Origin of the sequence: Rugosimonospora africana (genome assembly GCF_016862975.1) — a bacterium.
GTDB classification, from domain to species: Bacteria; Actinomycetota; Actinomycetes; order Mycobacteriales; family Micromonosporaceae; genus Rugosimonospora; species Rugosimonospora africana.
This window is the reverse complement of record NZ_BONZ01000135.1, coordinates 1-14,532: the sequence shown is the minus strand read 5'-3', so window position 1 is coordinate 14,532 and position 14,532 is coordinate 1. Positions and strand designations below refer to the sequence as shown.

Below are 14,532 nucleotides of genomic sequence, written 5' to 3'. Positions count from 1 at the left end.
CAGGTTGCGGCGGCTGCTGCGGACGGGCCGTGGTCGGGTGCTGTCCGCGACGGTCAGCCTCCGGGCCGGTCGCTGGGTGGTCGGGTTGACCGTCGAGGCCGCCGATCTGCACCCGGCCGCGTGTCACCCGAGGCGCCCGGCTCACCTCGCCCATGATCCGGGCCCGGCGGCCGACGAGGCTCCCTCCGTGGCGGCGCCACGATGGCGCGCCCGAGGAACCTCACACCGTCAAACCGGGCCTTGTCAGTCCTGACGAACGCCCCTGGTCACTCACCAGCGACTCACACGGGGCCCACACCTGCTCTCACCGTGCAGATCCCCGCCCTTGCCCTGTTGGCCGATGACCACGCCGTCTCGGCCGATCCCGGCGCCAGATGCGCCAGATCGCCCTGTGAGTGGGGCGAAGGGATACAACGGGCAAGTCAAGTTCGATGGGGACTGCGTGACCGTCACACGGCGGGCCAGTCTCGCGTATTCCACCATCGGCAGGGGCGAGAAGTGCAGCCCCTCCCGTCGATCGCGTCGGTTCAGTGGAAGCAGGCCGGGTCGCTCATTGACGGATCCATCCAGCTCGAAACGCCGGGTGTTGGCGGCACCCGATCCCGGCCAGGCTCACAAACTAGAGATGCAGGCCGGGTTCCAACAGCGATGATGGGATGGCAGGCACGGGCATCCTTGTCGGTCACAGAGCGTAGAGAACTCCTACGATCGACACGCCCGTGCCTGCTTGCTACCCCGGACCGCTCTCCTGACCGGCTTCCATCCAATTGACGGTCTCTCTTAGTGCAAGGAATCCTGCCGCTGGTGCGTGTACAGGCCGTGGAACGAGACAGGTGCGAGTTCGCGGAGTTCTACGCGGCAGCGGCTGACGACTGCCTGCGGGTCGTTGTGCTCGTCGTGGGGAACCGGCAGCTGGCCGAGGACCTGGTGGCCGAGGCGTTCACGAAGGCGTGGCTGTCCTGGCGCAAGGTGCATCAGCTGGACGAACCGCGCGCCTGGGTGGTGCGCGTGGCTCTGAATTCGCACGTGTCCTGGTGGCGACGGCACCGCAGAGAGGTGGCGCTGGGCGACCACGACCGGGCCACCACCGGCACGGAGCCACACGGGCTGGATAGTGCGCTGATGGCGGCGCTACGGCGGCTGCCGGTGCGGCAGCGCGAGGTCGTCACACTGCGACTGCTGCTGGACATGGACACCGCGACCACGGCCCGGACGCTCGGCATGCCGACCGGCACCGTCGCGTCCCACCTGCACCGGGCGCTCGCCGCACTGCGCCGCGAGATCCCATCCTTCAATGATCAGGAGCTGACCCGATGAACGACTCTCTCGCCGCCGTGCGCGACCACGTACGCGATCGGATGGCCGCCGTCCACATGACCGTGACAGCTGAGGAAATCACCACGCGCGGAACGCGGCGCCGCACGCACCGCAGGGTAGCCGGGGTGGCCGCCGCGTGCGCAGTCGGCGCCGCGGTCGCCGGTATTGCCGCCCTGGGCCCGGCATCGCAGCCCGGGGTGCACGTGCACCTGGCGGCGTGGTCGGTCGACTCCAACCCCGACGGCACGGTCACCCTGACCGTGCGCGAGATAACCCACACCGACGAACTGCGCGCCGCCCTCGCGCAGGCCGGGGTGCCGGCGATCGTCACGCCCGGCGAGTCGTGCCTGAACCCGGAGAACCAGTCGAGGCTGTTCCACAGCGCGGTGTTGGGCTCGGACGCGCTCACCATCCGGCCGTCGGCCATCCCCCACGGCGACAAGCTGCTGATCAGCCAGCCGACAGGGCCGGACGGCAAGGTGATCGGCTACGGCTGGGGCATGGTGCGCGCCGGCGAGCCGCTGCACTGTACCGACATGAGCCACATAACGATCACGCCCAAAAACTAACTCCACGGTGGAACCAAGAGCTGGGACCAAACTGACGATCTCGCCACGCTCACCGGGGACCTCCATGGGCGCGAGGTGTCCGCTGCCGGGGATCACGGTGAGCTCGGCGCGCAGCCTGCCGGGCCGGGGCCGCGACGACATCTACCGGCGTGAGGCCGATGCAGCGGTAGAGCGGGCCGCCGCCGGGCACCGGCGGGTGAGGCGGGTGTCCTCGGGAGCGGAGCACCCTCGCGATGCTGATCCCGAACCCGGCAGCCAGGCGGCTATAGGTGTCCCCGTTGCGCGCGTGCGCCAGGACCAGCAGCGCCTGCCGGCCAGGATCGAGGCGTCGCCACCGGATGCCGCGCTCGGCTCGGTGGGTGCGCAGGAGTTGAGACAGCTGCGTCAGCGAGGCGGTGGACAGCGGGATGGCTGCTGGGTGGGAAAGCACGTGGGATCCCTGGCGTGACGGCGTTTAATCTGGTCGATCTGCTCGTCTACCAGGGATCCCGTCCACTATGGATGGTCAACACGCCGTCCCTCGCTCAACAGTCGCGACCTGCACGAACGAGGCTGAACTCCCCATACTCCGCGTCGTGCGTTGAGCCACTCGTCCTCATTCCATCGCACCTGGATCGCACCGATGGCCGGTAGCTCAAATCGAGGGTCATCTGATTGCAACAGGCACACGAAGTGGTCACCGTTGATTGACGATCTCTCCGCCCTAAAGCTAAAGGACGGAGATTCCCTCCACGCTGCGCGTGGAACACGCGGCGTCCAGGCGGATTCCTGCTTCCCGGCGCGGCGCCGGCACGGATGCCGGTCTTACCTGCGCTCCACAGGCGTTTGAGTTGTCCCAGCGTCCCTGGGCCAACACGTTTCTCGCGGCGTTGACGTCCCGGTCGTGGACTGCCCCGCAGAGGCAGGTCCACGACCGGATGCTCAGCGGTTTCGGTCCATCGAGCCGGCCGCACGCCGAGCACGTGCGCGACGTGGGCGCGAACCGGTTGATCCTGGCGAAGATCCGCCCGTTGCGAGCGGCCTTGTACTCCAGCATCCCGACGAAGGATGCCCAGCCAGCATCGTGTACCGACTTCGCCAGCCTCGTGCGGCCGAGACCGACGACGCACAGGTCCTCGACATACACCGCTTGGTTTTCGCGGATGATCGCCGTGGATAGCTTGTGCTGCCAGTCCCGCCGGGTGTCGGCCACCCGGGCGTGCGCCGAAGCGACCTTCACGACGGCTTTCTCACGGTTGTTGCTGCCCCGCTGTTTGCGGGACAGGTTTTGTTGCAGCCGCCTGAGCTTGCGCGCGGCGCGGCGCAGAAACTTCGGCGCGGTCACTTTCGTGCCGTCCGACAACACCGCGAAGTGGGTCAGGCCCAGGTCGATGCCAACCTCGGAGTCTGTCTGCGGCAGCGGCTCGTCCAAGGTCTGGACGACGAACGAAGCGAAGTACCGACCCGCCGCATCCTTGATGACCGTCACGCTTGATGGATCCGCAGGCAGCTGCCGGGACCAGCGCACGTCCAGATCGCCGATCTTCGGCAGGCGCAGGCGGCCGTTGGTCAGCACCTTGAACCGGGCGTTGGCGGTGAACCGGATCGCCTGCCGGTTGTCCTTGCGAGACCGCAACCTCGGCGGGGCGACCTTGCGGCCCCGGCGCTTGCCGGTGACCGAGGCGAAGAAGTTGCGGTACGCCACGTTCAGGTCCGCCAGGGCCTGCTGCAAGACGACCGCGGACACCTCGGAAAGCCACGCCCGTTCCGGCGTGCCCTTGGCCAGGGTGATGACCTGTTTGGACAGCTGCCCGTCCGACACGTACGGCAGGCTCTGCCCCCATGCCCTCTGGCGTGCGCGCAGCCCATCGTTGAACACCACCCGCGCGCACCCGAACGCCCTGGCCAGCTTGATCTGCTGGCTTGGCGTTGGGTACACACGGTAGTTGTACCGCAGCTGCACATCGGCATCTTACCATTGGTTTATGGCTGAACTCGAAGGCATCCGCACCGGCAGACACTGCGTTTTCGCAATGCACGCTCACTTGGTCTTCGTGACGAAATTCCGGCACAAGGTGTTCGGCCACGCCCATCTGACCCGAATGGAAAAGATCATGCGGGACGTGTGCCGCGACTTCGAGACCGAACTGGTCGAGTTCAACGGCGAAAACAACCACGTCCACCTGCTGGTCAACTTCCCGCCCAAGATCGCCATCGCCAAGCTGGTCAACTCGCTCAAGGGCGTGTCGTCCCGGCGGATGCGGCAAGAGTTCCCCGACCTGCGCCGACACTACTACCGGGCCAACAAGCTATGGTCGGGTTCGTACTTCGCCGGCTCCGTCGGCGGCGCCCCGCTGAGCATCGTGCGTCAGTACATCGAGCAACAAAACCGCCCGGCCTAAAGCACGCTCGGGCCTGGAGGCCCTCCCCCGCGGGCCTTCACCCCCACCCTGAAGGGCGGAGCACTGGCCCGCATTTCGGTAGCGCACCCCTCGATCGATCAGCGATGACGTTCAGGAGCGCGTGGGCGATGTCCGGGAAGTCGTGGGCAAACTGATCGTATCCGGTCATCACGAGCGCGACGCCGTTGGCGTCATCGAAGATGCCGTACTGACCGTACAGCGACTCGGCCAGGCACTCGCCGAGGCCTTGCAGGTCGGCGTGGTCGTGTTCGAAGCGGAACACGCGTGCAAAGCCCCAGTACATGTCCTTGACGGTGAGCCATGGCCGCGGCCCATGTGGCTCGCAGCGTACCGCCCGCCCCGACATGACTCCGCGTCTGCGTCAACACAGCGCCGGTCAGTGTTGTCGTGCCCGGGTGGCACGGCGCCGACGCCGGTTGCGCCGCCGCCTCGCTCGCCAGCCGACTGCCGAGTCGAGCGCGGACCGCCACGGCAGCAGCGGCAACCCGACGGGTGCCAATGCGGCTGCCACACCGGCGACCACACCGGACAGGAACAACGCCCGTTGCTCGCCCGCCTCTGACACCCGGTTGACCAGGCTCACGGTCGGCGACAGCGGGTCGGTCGCGTCGGTGGTGCTCCAGCGCAGCGCGTCCCCGGTCAGCGCAGGTGACACGCTGTCGATGCGGTACAGCGGGTCGACCCGGTTGTCATCCAGCGCTTCTGGGGTGGTGAAGGTGACCTGACGGCTGCTGTCGTTGCCGCAGGCCCCGACACCGGTCCGGTCGATGCCGATGCTGTCCTGAAAGCCAGGGATGTGAAAGGTCGGGATCGCTTCGAAGCCCAGCAGCAACGGTGAGGTGTAGGTGGCTCGGCTGCCCCGGACGACCGCGAACGCGCCGCGTGGCCGGACGGTCAGCGTCAGCGCGATGCGCCCGTCGCGGTTACGGGCGGCGCCGGTAATGCTCAGGGCGTGGTGGTCGGCGACCTCGGAGCCGGCCTGCTTCACGCTGAAGGTGTAGGACTTACCAGGGTAGGGCACCCGCAGCAACCAGAGGTGTCCGCCGGCGATCCCGTACCCGCCGGCAATGACATGCCAGTCAGCCGACGGAAGGTCACCGGTGGTCGTGACACTGTCAGCGGGCAACGGCCAAAAGTAGTCGGGCGGTTGAGCGTCGATGTCCATCACGATGCCCACAGCAGGCGGACTTTTCGGGTTCGTCGCTAGCGTGAAAGACATCGTCATCGTCAGCCGGGGCCAACCGGTGGCCGCGTCTGGGGTCTGGTCGATGTTCAGCTCGCCTTGGCAGGCTGATGCCTGCGCGGGCACGAGGAAGTGGACCCGTCCCCAATCGTGGGGGTGCTCGTAGGCGGTTGGCAGACCGTGCTGGTACAGCAGATAGGCGCCGCCGCTCAGCGCCGCCGACAGCACCAGGATCACCACACCGACGACCGTCGTGGCACGGCCGGGCCGCCGTGTGCGCCGCGTGGAGGCGCGGCGGGCACGGCGCACCACCACCTGCCACCGGGGGTCGGGGCGACGGCGTCGAGACCGATGGGGCAGACCACGGCGCCGGGGCGCCGGCGAGTCCACCAACTGCGCCAGGTCGGTCAACGCCCGCGCCGCGACGCCGCGCAGCCGGCCAACACGCGTGGGCCTCATACACCGATCCTTGAGTCGATCGAGCGCCGGAACTCGCCGGGATCATCCTCGCCCCTCCCCCGCCGTGTCGCCTCAGCCGGAACGGCTTTTCGTGGCCGGTCAACCTCCACTCTGCTGGGCGCACGGAAACGACTCATCGCCGGCGGCGAGGACCCTGATGCCCGGCCACCGGGCTGCGCGTCGGTGACGCGTGCGCGCTCGGCTACGAGCGGCGACGGCTCGCGCGCGCTGACCCGGCTTGGCGTATCCACGGCAGAGCTGGCCCATGCCCTAGCCACACGCCGCGCTTGTCCCCCGTGCGAGCTACCCGCGAATGTCCACTGTGTGGTGACGATTCCGGATCGCCGATTCCATAGCGTTTCGAGTCAGCCGTGGCGTTTCGACCGCGGATACTCGCTAAGGAGTCGACATGCGGTTGTTGAAGCAGCTCCTGCCCGTCGTGGCGGTCGCTTTCGTTGGCGGCCAGGTCGTCGCGGCGGTGCAAGGGAATGCGCTTCTCTGCCTGGTCCTCGGTCTCGCGACGGCCGTGCTCGCGGTTTCCGTGTACGCCTGGGCGGTGCGGTGGGCTGAGCACCGCGCGCCGGTCGAGGTGGCCGTCAAGGGTGCCACGACCCGTGTCGGCCTGGGAGTACTAATCGGGGTCGCGTGGTTCGCGGCGGTCATCGGGAACATCGCCTTCCTCGGCGGCTACCGGGTCCACGGCTTCGGGTCGGCGGGGAGCCCGATCGGGCTGTTCGGCTTCATGGCCGCCGCCGCGGTGACAGAAGAGCTGATGTTCCGCGGGGTCTTGTTCCGGCTTATCGAGGGACGCCTCGGCACGTGGATCGCGCTGGTGCTGACCGCCGTGCTGTTCGGCCTGTGGCACTCGATCAACCCGGACGCCACGGTGTGGGGCGCGGTCGCCATCGCGATCGAGGCCGGCGGCACGCTCGCCGCCGCCTACGCGGCCACGCGTAAGCTGTGGCTCCCGATCGGTCTGCACTTCGGCTGGAACTTCGCCGAGTCCGGCATCTTCGGTACCGAGGTCTCCGGGAACGGCCAGACGCAGGGGCTGCTGCACAGCGTGATGTCGGGCAGGGCCCTGGTGACCGGCGGCCAGTTCGGCCCGGAGGCCAGCCTTTACTCGGTGGCGTTCGGTGTGCTGCTGACAATCGTGTTCATGTGGCTGGCCCGGCGGCGCGGCAACCTGGTTCCTCTCCGGCGCGACGCCGGGGCCGCTGCAACCGCTACCCTCTCTCAGTGATCGACCTCCGGCGGGTGCCCGGTCTGTGGCGGCGGTGTGACGTCACGGTCCGGGATCTCCCGTTCGCGCTGCTGCTGGTCATCGCGTCGCTCCTGCCGGTGCTGCGCGGCCACGAGACTCAGGTCGGGGACCTCGCGGCACGCCCGTTTGACGCGCTGGCCGTTGTCCTCGTCGGCCTTGAGTCCCTTCCGCTCGCTGTGCGCCGGCGGTGGCCGGCCGCCTGTCTCGCCCTGGTGTCGCTCGGCTTCGTCGCCGCCGAACTGCGCGGCTACCGCATCGTCGCGAGCACCGCACTGCCCTTCGCGCTGCTGAGCGCGGGTGCCCACCTGGAGCGTCATCGGCGGGCCACCGTGGTCATCTTCTCCCTGGCGTACGTACCGCTGGCAGTCGCGGTCCACCGGCTCGGCGGGACCGACCAGGTGAGCGGATTCGCAACGTTCTACGTGGGGCTGGCCGTCGCGTGGGGCATCGGGAGTTGGCTGCGCGCCACCCGGATCGCCGAGGCCGAACGCCGCCGCGGCGTCGCCGAGGCCACCCGCGCCGCCGAACGTATCCGCATCGCCCGTGAGCTCCACGACGTGGTGACCCACCACGTGACGGCGATGGTCGTGCAGGCCGAGGCGGCACGGTACCTGACCGCCGCACCCACGCGCCTCGACGAGACCCTCAGCGCCGTCACCGACACCGGTCGACGGGCCATCAGCGACCTGCGGCACCTGCTCGACCTGCTCAACCCCGACCACACCGAAATCAAGATGCCGTCCATCGGCGAAGTGCACACGCTCGTGGAGCAGACGCGCCGGGCCGGGCAGCCGGTGGAGTTCACCGAGGAGGGCAGGCCGGCGTCCCCGACCGGCAGCGCAGAACTCGCCGCCTACCGGGTCGTGCAGGAAGCCCTGACGAACGCCCTCAAGTACGCGCATGGCAGCCGCACCGCGGTCCGGGTACGGCACCTCGCAAGGGAGATCCTCGTGGAGGTCAGCACCGACGGCTCCGGCTCGCGGGCCGCGTCCCCCGGCGGGAGCGGGCGGGGCCTGGCCGGGCTCCGCGAACGGGTCGACGTCCTGGGCGGCGAGTTCAGCGCGGATCAGCGGGCGGGCGGCGGCTTCGTCGTGCGGGCCCGCATCCCCGCGCGGAGCGGGTCGTGACCGCCCCGATCCGGGTCTTGGTCTGCGACGACCAGGCGCTGATCCGCACCGGGTTCGCGACGATCATCGACGCTCAGCCCGACCTTGAAACGGTAGGCGAGTGCGGGGACGGGCGCGCCGCCGTCGACCTCGCCGCCCGCGTGCACCCCGACGTGGTGGTGATGGACGTACGGATGCCGGTACTCGACGGCATCGAGGCGACCCGCCTGTTGGCTGGTGCAGGGGTGGCGCATCCCGTCAAGGTGCTCGTGGTGACGACGTTCAATCTGGACGAGTACGTCTACGAGGCGCTGCGCGCGGGGGCAAGCGGCTTCCTGCTCAAGGACGCCCCACCGGCGCAGCTACTGCACGGCATCCGTACCGTCGCGACCGGCGCCGCCCTGCTGGCACCCGAAGTGACGCGGCAACTGGTCGGCAGGTACGCGGCACGGATCCGTCCGGCGGAGGGCACGCGGGAGGACGTCGGGCTGGCCCCGCGCGAACTGGAGGTGCTGCGCCTCATCGCCAACGGCCTGTCGAACGCCGAGATCGCCGCGACCCTGGTGATCAGCCAGGAGACGGTGAAGACGTACGTGTCGCGGATTCTCACCAAGCTGGATCTGCGCGACCGGGTGCAGGCGGTGGTGTATGCCTACCGCAGCGGCCTGGTGATCTGACAGCGTGTTTGATAACTCATGATGGGTTCATAAAACACCGCCCTCCTCGGGCGTCCCCGCCACCGCACCGGCTGCCACGCTCTGCTGCGCCCCGGCGGGGTGTCGTGGTCACCGCGCGACCCTGGCGCAAACACGGCGAACTGGTCGATCTCCCATCGGCGGTTGTCGGCGCCGGTATCCGCGCCGGGCTGACCCCGGTGGACCGGTGCGTCGCCCTCCTGGCCGCGGTCCGCGACGGACAACTCGTCGCCCACCCGTCCTTCTTTCAACTGCAACAGGTACGCAAGGCTCGGATCACCGGCACCCCGATGCACCTCATCACCCACGAAGACGTCCTCGTCTTCGTCAAGGGCTAAAAGTCCATGGGTTCCACCGAGCCCAGGTGATGTTCCCAGGAAAAACCCAAGCCCTGAACGGGCCCAACTCGGGATCGTCATGTAGATATGGTCTTGTCAGTGGCGCCACCTAGTATCCGCACATGAACTCGCCGCTTGACACGCTGCCGAAGATCAGCGCACCCGCAACGCGCGCTCTGAACGCCGCCGGCTATAGCAGCCTGCGCCAACTGGCCGGCGTCCCTCGCGCCCAGCTGGCCAACCTGCACGGCATGGGACCAAAGGCGCTCGGAATCATCCAAGCCGCACTTGAGCAGCACGACCTCAGCCTGAGCTGAATACGGGGGCGCGAGCAACGCCTCCGGCGGGTAGGACCTCGGGCTCTACGAGCCGGATACCTGCACCACCGGGAAGCCGGCACCATCGGGGGACCAGACCCGCACGGCGTCCGCTGGGAGCGAGATGGGAGCCCACCGCGGGGCCTCAAGCACTTCCCCGACCAGTACGGCATTGGCTTCTCCGTCGACGCTCGCGCGGAGGGCCTTCACGCCCAACTCCCCGGCGTTGAGGTATGGGTCTGGGACGAAGCCGGGCTTCCCGAGTTCATCAGTCAGCTCGCCGCTGACTACCGCGGCTGGCCGGACGAACGGGCCTGGCAGACCAATCACCTCACCGTCCGCGCAACCTTCCACTCTCGCGGCTACGTAGCGCTCACCTGGGATCTGCACCCCTGGGTATCCCGCCCCGACACCTGGCAAGCGTCGATCACCACGCTGCTCGAAGCCGGCGAACAGATGAGCAACCTCGCTGCGGACATCCGCGAGTTCCTACCCATCCCACGCAAAATCAGCTGACTGGCCCGGTGTCACCAGGTCGCAGCACCTGCGCCGATTACTGTCGCGGCCCTGCGTGAACCGAGGGTCGGGTCAAACCATGGCGGGAGGGGAAGCGGGGTGGCGTCACACCGGTCTCGACTTTCGTATTAATTTGGGACGAATGTGCGAGATACGGGCCAGTGTCGGCAGTTGGCATTTGGCTCGGCGTCCTTCCCGATGAGGTGCGATCCGGGCTTCCCGGACAGGTCGCAACGTCGGCCAAGCGGTTCGGCTCGGGCTCGTGTCCCGGGTTCAGCTATCTCAGGACTGGCTGAGGTCGATGAGGTTGCCGCTGGGGTCGCGCACGCAGGAGGTGCGTGGCTTCCAGGCGAAATCGGTCGGGGGATGAACCTCGGTGCCGCCGGCGTCGAGCGCACGTTGGTGAGCGGCGTCGACGTCATCGACGAGCAGTCCGAAGCGTGCGTCGGCGGCGATTGGTAGCTGTTCGTCGTACTCCTCAAGGGTGATGAGGAAGAACTGATCGCTGCGGTAGGTGCCGAACTGCAGCGACGAGATCGACTCGTTGAAGACGAGGTCGAAGGCCGCCATGTAGAACGCCGCTGTCGACGGCACATCGCTGACCTTGATCCTGATCTGGACGGGACGGGTGACCTGCAGCGCGGGCATGGTTGTTCCCTTCTCGATGAATTCGTCAATCGCGAGGACGCGTTGCGACAGCTCACGGACCTGAGCGACCAGTCGGTCGCGGTGTATGTCAAGCGCGCCGAGAACGTCGCTAGCGGGACGGCCGAGCACCACGCGGATCTCGTCGATGGGTAGGCCAACCGCGCGAAGACCGCAGATCAGGCGAGCCTGCTCGATCTGTGGTGGTGCGTACCGCCGGTACCCGGTGCTCGTGTCCACGTGAGCCGGCTTGAGCAGTCCGATCTCGTCGTAGTGGCGCAGTGCCGGGATCGACAGGCCGGTGGCGGTAGCGAACGCTCCGATGTTGAGCAGGTGATCGTCCTTCACACCGTTCAGCTTGCAGCCTCAGGTCGCCTGAGAGTCAACATCGACACCGCGAGAGTTCTGACGGAACGGGCGGCCGCTTTCCGGCGACTCGACCCGCTCGCCGAACCACCGCATCGGCGTGTCGAGACGGTGGGGACGACAAAACGAAGAAGCATCGGCGGTTGCCTATAACCCCGTTGACGGAGTTACCGCCGATGCTCCGGGTGCCCACCCTACCGGGGTCGCTGAGTCGCGTGCTGGAGGCATTCCGGCCGTGCTTCACCACTCCCACCTCTGCCACGTTCGTGACCTTGCTGACCGGGATGGTGGCACTCCCCGCGCACCGGACGGTGCGCGGCATGCTGGCCGGTGCCGGACTGGCCGGGGTATGGCATCACAGCCGGGCGCACCGGTTCTTCGCCACCGCCCGCTGGCACCCCGACATCGTGGGCCTTGCGGTGTTGCGGCTGATCGTCGGTCATTTCGTGCCGATTGGTGCGCCGCTGACCGTAGCCGTCGACGACACTCTCTTCCGCCACAGCGGTCGCAAGGTCCATGCGTCGCGCTGGGGCTACGGCGGATGGCTGAAGGTGTTCAGGCAACCAGAAACTCTCCCGCGGCAACACGTTCGTGGTCGCCACGGTCGTGGTCATGCTGCTGTTCCTGGACCGACCCATCGCGCTGCCCGTGCTCGCCCGGCTACGGCGCACAGGCGGACCCGCGCAAACGGTGCTCGCCCGGGAGCTAATCGAGGTGATCGCCACCCACACCCGCAGTCGCACCATGCACGTGGTCGCCGACGGCACCTACCTGTGCACCGTACTACGCAGGCTCCCAGCGCACGCGACGCTGACCGGGCCGCTGCACAGCAACGCCAGCCTCTGGCACACCCACCCCGACCTCGACCACCCAACCCGACGACGCGGACGCGGCCGGCCCCGGACCTACGCCGCACGCATCGGGCACCCCCGCCGACCTGGCCGCCACGACACCCTCCACCTGTGTCACCGTAACCCGCTACGGACGCACCGCCACAGTCACGGTGCACCAGCTGCGGCGCCTGTGGCGCGGCGTTTTCGGCGCCCGACCGGTCCGGATGCTGGTCTGCTGGTCCTCACCGAACCCCGTAAACCTGAGCTCGCGTTGGTCACCACCGACCTGGCCGCACCGATCGCCGCGATCGTGGAATGCTACGCCGGACGATGGTCCATCGAGGTGGCCTTCGAAGACGCGAAACAGACCACCGGCGTCGGCGAGGCCCGCAACGATCTGGCCACCGATGGGTTCGCTGATGCGGCTACTCCTCAAACCACGCCACGAGGCGGACATCATCCTGCCCATGCACGTCCGCCAGCAGCCGCATGACGCTCCACCCGATCCCAAGGCCCATCCGGCGGTACCACATCACGGCGGCGAGCCCGTTCAGCGCGATACACCGTCTGGCCGAGGCGCCACTCGGTGCCCTCATTCCAGAGTTCAGCAATCCGGTCCGGGTCCACCGTCAGTGTGTCGACCCCCGCGGCCCTGGCGAACCCGCGGCTCCACACCGATCTGTGCACCAGCGTCAACGTCCCGTCCTCGAGTCGCCGATACTGGGCGATGTCAGTGGCGCGGCGCAGCGCCGGCTCGGACCAGTCGACGGCGATGACGTCTGTCCAGGCCAACCACGTGACCCCGAACGCAACCTCGCCCCAACCGTCCAACTGGGCCACGACGTCGTTCGACACATCCACCGGTAGCCCCCGTTCGGCGGCGATCGGGTGCCAGTTCCCAGAGCTCCGCACACCGAACAAGCAGTCGAACGCCTCATAGTCCCGCGCCACGCCCAACAACGACAGGTCGATAGCGGCCTGCCACCGCCGTTCCTCGACGGCGAGGCCCGGCGCCCACGTCCGGCACTCCACGCACCCGTGGATCGTCGTTCCCACCCGAGCATTCTCCGATCGGCGCCGGGACCCGTCCACGGGGATTACCGCCCAGCCCCAACCGTTGAGCGAACGGAACGTCCCGACCAGGCCATTATCGACCAGCGCGTGGACCCCCGAGCGGATCCGTGCCCTCGGCACCGTCACCACCGTGCCGATCGCCGCGGCCATCTTCGGACTGTCTCGCTCGGTCGCCTACGACCTGGTCAAGACCGGTCAGTTCCCCGGTAACCGTGCTACGGTTCGGCACCCCGGTACCGGATCCCGGTAGCGGCGATCCTCACCGCCGGGCCTTACCGAACCATCCGAGTACGCTGGACGGTGGCCGAGTCTTCCGACAGCCGGATTCCACCCGGAGTCGCACTCCGAGGCGGGTACATCTGAGAATGATCCCCATGAGACCGTCGCTTGCCACGCCTCCGCTGTTCGCGGCGCTCGAACCGGCGCGCCGAGTCCTGCTAGCGGGAGCGGGTGGCGGATTCGATGTGTACGCCGGGCTTCCGCTATCGCTTGCGTTGCAGGATCAGGGCGTCGAAGTCCACTTGGCCAATCTGTCGTTCGCACCGTTGGAGCTCGTGCCACCCGAGCGGTGGCTGGAGCCGAACGTCGCTGCCGTCACGCCGAACGTCGCACGGCATGTCTCATACTTTCCGGAGCTGGCCCTCGTCCACTGGCTGGCTGAGCGGGGGCTGCCGTCGACCGTGTATGCCCTGCGTCGCACCGGGGTGCAGCCGCTGCGTGCCGCGTACCAGAATCTCGTCTCCTCGTTGGGTGTGGACGCGATCGTTCTGGTCGACGGCGGCACCGACATCCTGCTGCGCGGTGACGAGTCGAGGCTGGGTACCCCGGTCGAGGACATCGGCAGCCTCGCGGCGGTGGCCGGACTCGACGTACCGATCAAGCTTGTGACCTGCCTGGGATTCGGTATCGACGCCTACCACGGCGTGAACCATGTCCAGGTCCTGGAAAATCTCGCGGCGCTCGACCGCGACGGCGGCTATCTCGGCGCGCTGTCCATTCCCAGCGACAGCCGCGAGGCGGCCCTGTACCGCGATGCTGTGGCAGCCGCGCAAGCCGCAACACCGCAGCGGCCGAGCATCGTCAACGGCCAGATCGCAGCGGCGCTAAGCGGCGAGTCCGGAGACACCGGGTTCATCCGCCGCATATCCGGATCGACACTCTTCGTCAACCCGCTGATGGCCATCTACTTCACGGTGGACCTCATGGCACTCGCGGCCCGATGCCTGTACCTGGACCGGCTGGAGGACACGCTCACGGTCCGGCAGATCGAGGCCCAGATCGAGCAGTTCCACAGCGGCGTCGACCGGCGCATCCCCAGGCCCTTCCCCCACTAGAAGCTCGGGGCCGCCCGACAACGTACGGCAGCCACAGCCCGCGAGGCAGCGCTGGGCTAGGTGCTCATCTCGGCTATGAGCGGGCATCCGCCTCAGTCGATCGGTCCGGCAGAG

At 68.1% G+C, this 14,532-nt stretch carries 15 protein-coding genes and 3 pseudogenes; 12 read left to right on the top strand and 6 right to left on the bottom strand.

The window, feature by feature from the left end:
* Window positions 1-804: 804 nt before the first annotated feature.
* Both Raf01_RS48050 and Raf01_RS48045 read left to right on the top strand, forming a co-directional pair.
* Window positions 805-1,317 carry a SigE family RNA polymerase sigma factor gene (locus Raf01_RS48050; RefSeq protein WP_203924884.1) on the top strand — a complete coding sequence of 171 codons (513 nt, stop codon included), beginning with the start codon at window positions 805-807 and terminating at the stop codon, window positions 1,315-1,317.
* Window positions 1,314-1,886: a hypothetical protein gene (locus tag Raf01_RS48045; protein WP_203924883.1), complete on the top strand. Its 573-nt coding sequence runs from the start codon at window positions 1,314-1,316 to the stop codon at window positions 1,884-1,886. The genes Raf01_RS48050 and Raf01_RS48045 overlap by 4 nt, the downstream gene beginning before the upstream one ends.
* Before the next feature lie 217 nt (window positions 1,887-2,103).
* Here the strand turns inward: Raf01_RS48045 and Raf01_RS48040 are convergent.
* A pseudogene (locus Raf01_RS48040) lies at window positions 2,104-2,316 on the bottom strand (transposase family protein); the annotation flags it as partial.
* Between the two features lie 279 nt (window positions 2,317-2,595).
* Window positions 2,596-3,828, bottom strand: a complete 1,233-nt coding sequence (locus Raf01_RS48035) for an RNA-guided endonuclease InsQ/TnpB family protein (RefSeq protein WP_505973671.1) — start codon at window positions 3,826-3,828, stop codon at window positions 2,596-2,598.
* Between the two features lie 22 nt (window positions 3,829-3,850).
* Here Raf01_RS48035 and tnpA point away from each other — a divergent pair, with 22 nt between their 5' ends.
* Window positions 3,851-4,267, top strand: coding sequence for an IS200/IS605 family transposase (gene tnpA, locus Raf01_RS48030; RefSeq protein ID WP_203924881.1), 417 nt, complete (start codon window positions 3,851-3,853; stop codon window positions 4,265-4,267).
* A 37-nt stretch (window positions 4,268-4,304) separates the two neighbouring features.
* Here the strand turns inward: tnpA and Raf01_RS48025 are convergent, their stop codons facing one another.
* Both Raf01_RS48025 and Raf01_RS48020 read right to left on the bottom strand, forming a co-directional pair.
* Entirely contained in the window at window positions 4,305-4,571 is a 267-nt protein-coding gene (locus Raf01_RS48025) for a hypothetical protein (protein WP_203924880.1), read from the bottom strand.
* Between the two features lie 93 nt (window positions 4,572-4,664).
* A complete protein-coding gene (locus Raf01_RS48020) occupies window positions 4,665-5,930 on the bottom strand; it encodes a hypothetical protein (protein WP_203924879.1) in 1,266 nt (421 codons plus the stop codon).
* Between the two features lie 409 nt (window positions 5,931-6,339).
* Here Raf01_RS48020 and Raf01_RS48015 point away from each other — a divergent pair, with 409 nt between their 5' ends.
* The 6 genes and pseudogenes from Raf01_RS48015 (at window position 6,340) to Raf01_RS50410 (ending at window position 10,166) form a co-directional block, all read left to right on the top strand.
* The gene (locus Raf01_RS48015; RefSeq protein ID WP_203924878.1) at window positions 6,340-7,173 is read left to right on the top strand and encodes a CPBP family intramembrane glutamic endopeptidase; all 834 of its coding nucleotides are present in this window, start codon (window positions 6,340-6,342) and stop codon (window positions 7,171-7,173) included.
* Window positions 7,170-8,321, top strand: coding sequence for a histidine kinase (locus Raf01_RS48010; protein WP_203924877.1), 1,152 nt, complete (start codon window positions 7,170-7,172; stop codon window positions 8,319-8,321). The genes Raf01_RS48015 and Raf01_RS48010 overlap by 4 nt, the downstream gene beginning before the upstream one ends.
* Window positions 8,318-8,977, top strand: coding sequence for a response regulator (locus Raf01_RS48005; protein ID WP_203924876.1), 660 nt, complete (start codon window positions 8,318-8,320; stop codon window positions 8,975-8,977). The genes Raf01_RS48010 and Raf01_RS48005 overlap by 4 nt, the downstream gene beginning before the upstream one ends.
* Before the next feature lie 69 nt (window positions 8,978-9,046).
* Window positions 9,047-9,333, top strand: a pseudogene (locus tag Raf01_RS48000) (site-specific DNA-methyltransferase); the annotation flags it as partial.
* 122 nt (window positions 9,334-9,455) lie between these two features.
* Window positions 9,456-9,650: a helix-hairpin-helix domain-containing protein gene (locus Raf01_RS47995; RefSeq protein WP_203924875.1), complete on the top strand. Its 195-nt coding sequence runs from the start codon at window positions 9,456-9,458 to the stop codon at window positions 9,648-9,650.
* Between the two features lie 171 nt (window positions 9,651-9,821).
* Entirely contained in the window at window positions 9,822-10,166 is a 345-nt protein-coding gene (locus Raf01_RS50410) for a DUF6228 family protein (protein ID WP_239134570.1), read from the top strand.
* A 282-nt stretch (window positions 10,167-10,448) separates the two neighbouring features.
* Here Raf01_RS50410 and Raf01_RS47985 read toward each other — a convergent pair whose 3' ends face one another.
* On the bottom strand, window positions 10,449-11,159 hold the full coding sequence (locus Raf01_RS47985) for a MerR family transcriptional regulator (RefSeq protein ID WP_203924873.1): 711 nt from the start codon (window positions 11,157-11,159) through the stop codon (window positions 10,449-10,451).
* 194 nt (window positions 11,160-11,353) lie between these two features.
* Between Raf01_RS47985 and Raf01_RS51170 the strand changes: the two are divergent.
* Window positions 11,354-11,701 (top strand): annotated as a pseudogene (locus Raf01_RS51170) (transposase); the annotation flags it as partial.
* A gap of 88 nt (window positions 11,702-11,789) precedes the next feature.
* Window positions 11,790-12,503: a transposase gene (locus tag Raf01_RS50405; protein ID WP_239134569.1), complete on the top strand. Its 714-nt coding sequence runs from the start codon at window positions 11,790-11,792 to the stop codon at window positions 12,501-12,503.
* Here Raf01_RS50405 and Raf01_RS47975 read toward each other — a convergent pair.
* Complete coding sequence (locus Raf01_RS47975) at window positions 12,467-13,234, bottom strand: hypothetical protein (protein WP_203924871.1); 768 nt, start codon at window positions 13,232-13,234, stop codon at window positions 12,467-12,469. The two genes, Raf01_RS50405 and Raf01_RS47975, sit on opposite strands and share 37 nt — an antisense overlap.
* Before the next feature lie 224 nt (window positions 13,235-13,458).
* Between Raf01_RS47975 and Raf01_RS47970 the strand changes: the two genes are divergently transcribed.
* On the top strand, window positions 13,459-14,418 hold the full coding sequence (locus tag Raf01_RS47970) for a DUF1152 domain-containing protein (RefSeq protein WP_203924870.1): 960 nt from the start codon (window positions 13,459-13,461) through the stop codon (window positions 14,416-14,418).
* Window positions 14,419-14,532: the final 114 nt, after the last annotated feature.

What these genes read in the sequence shown, in the direction of transcription:
- Raf01_RS47995 (WP_203924875.1), top strand. Translation starts at nt 9,456, where the DNA reads ATGAACTCGCCGCTTGACACGCTGCCGAAGATCAGCGCACCCGCAACG.
- Raf01_RS47975 (WP_203924871.1), bottom strand. Translation starts at nt 13,234, where the DNA reads ATGGCCGCGGCGATCGGCACGGTGGTGACGGTGCCGAGGGCACGGATC.
- Raf01_RS48015 (WP_203924878.1), top strand. Translation starts at nt 6,340, where the DNA reads ATGCGGTTGTTGAAGCAGCTCCTGCCCGTCGTGGCGGTCGCTTTCGTT.
- tnpA (WP_203924881.1), top strand. Translation starts at nt 3,851, where the DNA reads ATGGCTGAACTCGAAGGCATCCGCACCGGCAGACACTGCGTTTTCGCA.
- Raf01_RS48045 (WP_203924883.1), top strand. Translation starts at nt 1,314, where the DNA reads ATGAACGACTCTCTCGCCGCCGTGCGCGACCACGTACGCGATCGGATG.
- Raf01_RS48020 (WP_203924879.1), bottom strand. Translation starts at nt 5,930, where the DNA reads ATGAGGCCCACGCGTGTTGGCCGGCTGCGCGGCGTCGCGGCGCGGGCG.
- Raf01_RS48025 (WP_203924880.1), bottom strand. Translation starts at nt 4,571, where the DNA reads ATGTACTGGGGCTTTGCACGCGTGTTCCGCTTCGAACACGACCACGCC.
- Raf01_RS47970 (WP_203924870.1), top strand. Translation starts at nt 13,459, where the DNA reads ATGAGACCGTCGCTTGCCACGCCTCCGCTGTTCGCGGCGCTCGAACCG.
- Raf01_RS50405 (WP_239134569.1), top strand. Translation starts at nt 11,790, where the DNA reads ATGCTGCTGTTCCTGGACCGACCCATCGCGCTGCCCGTGCTCGCCCGG.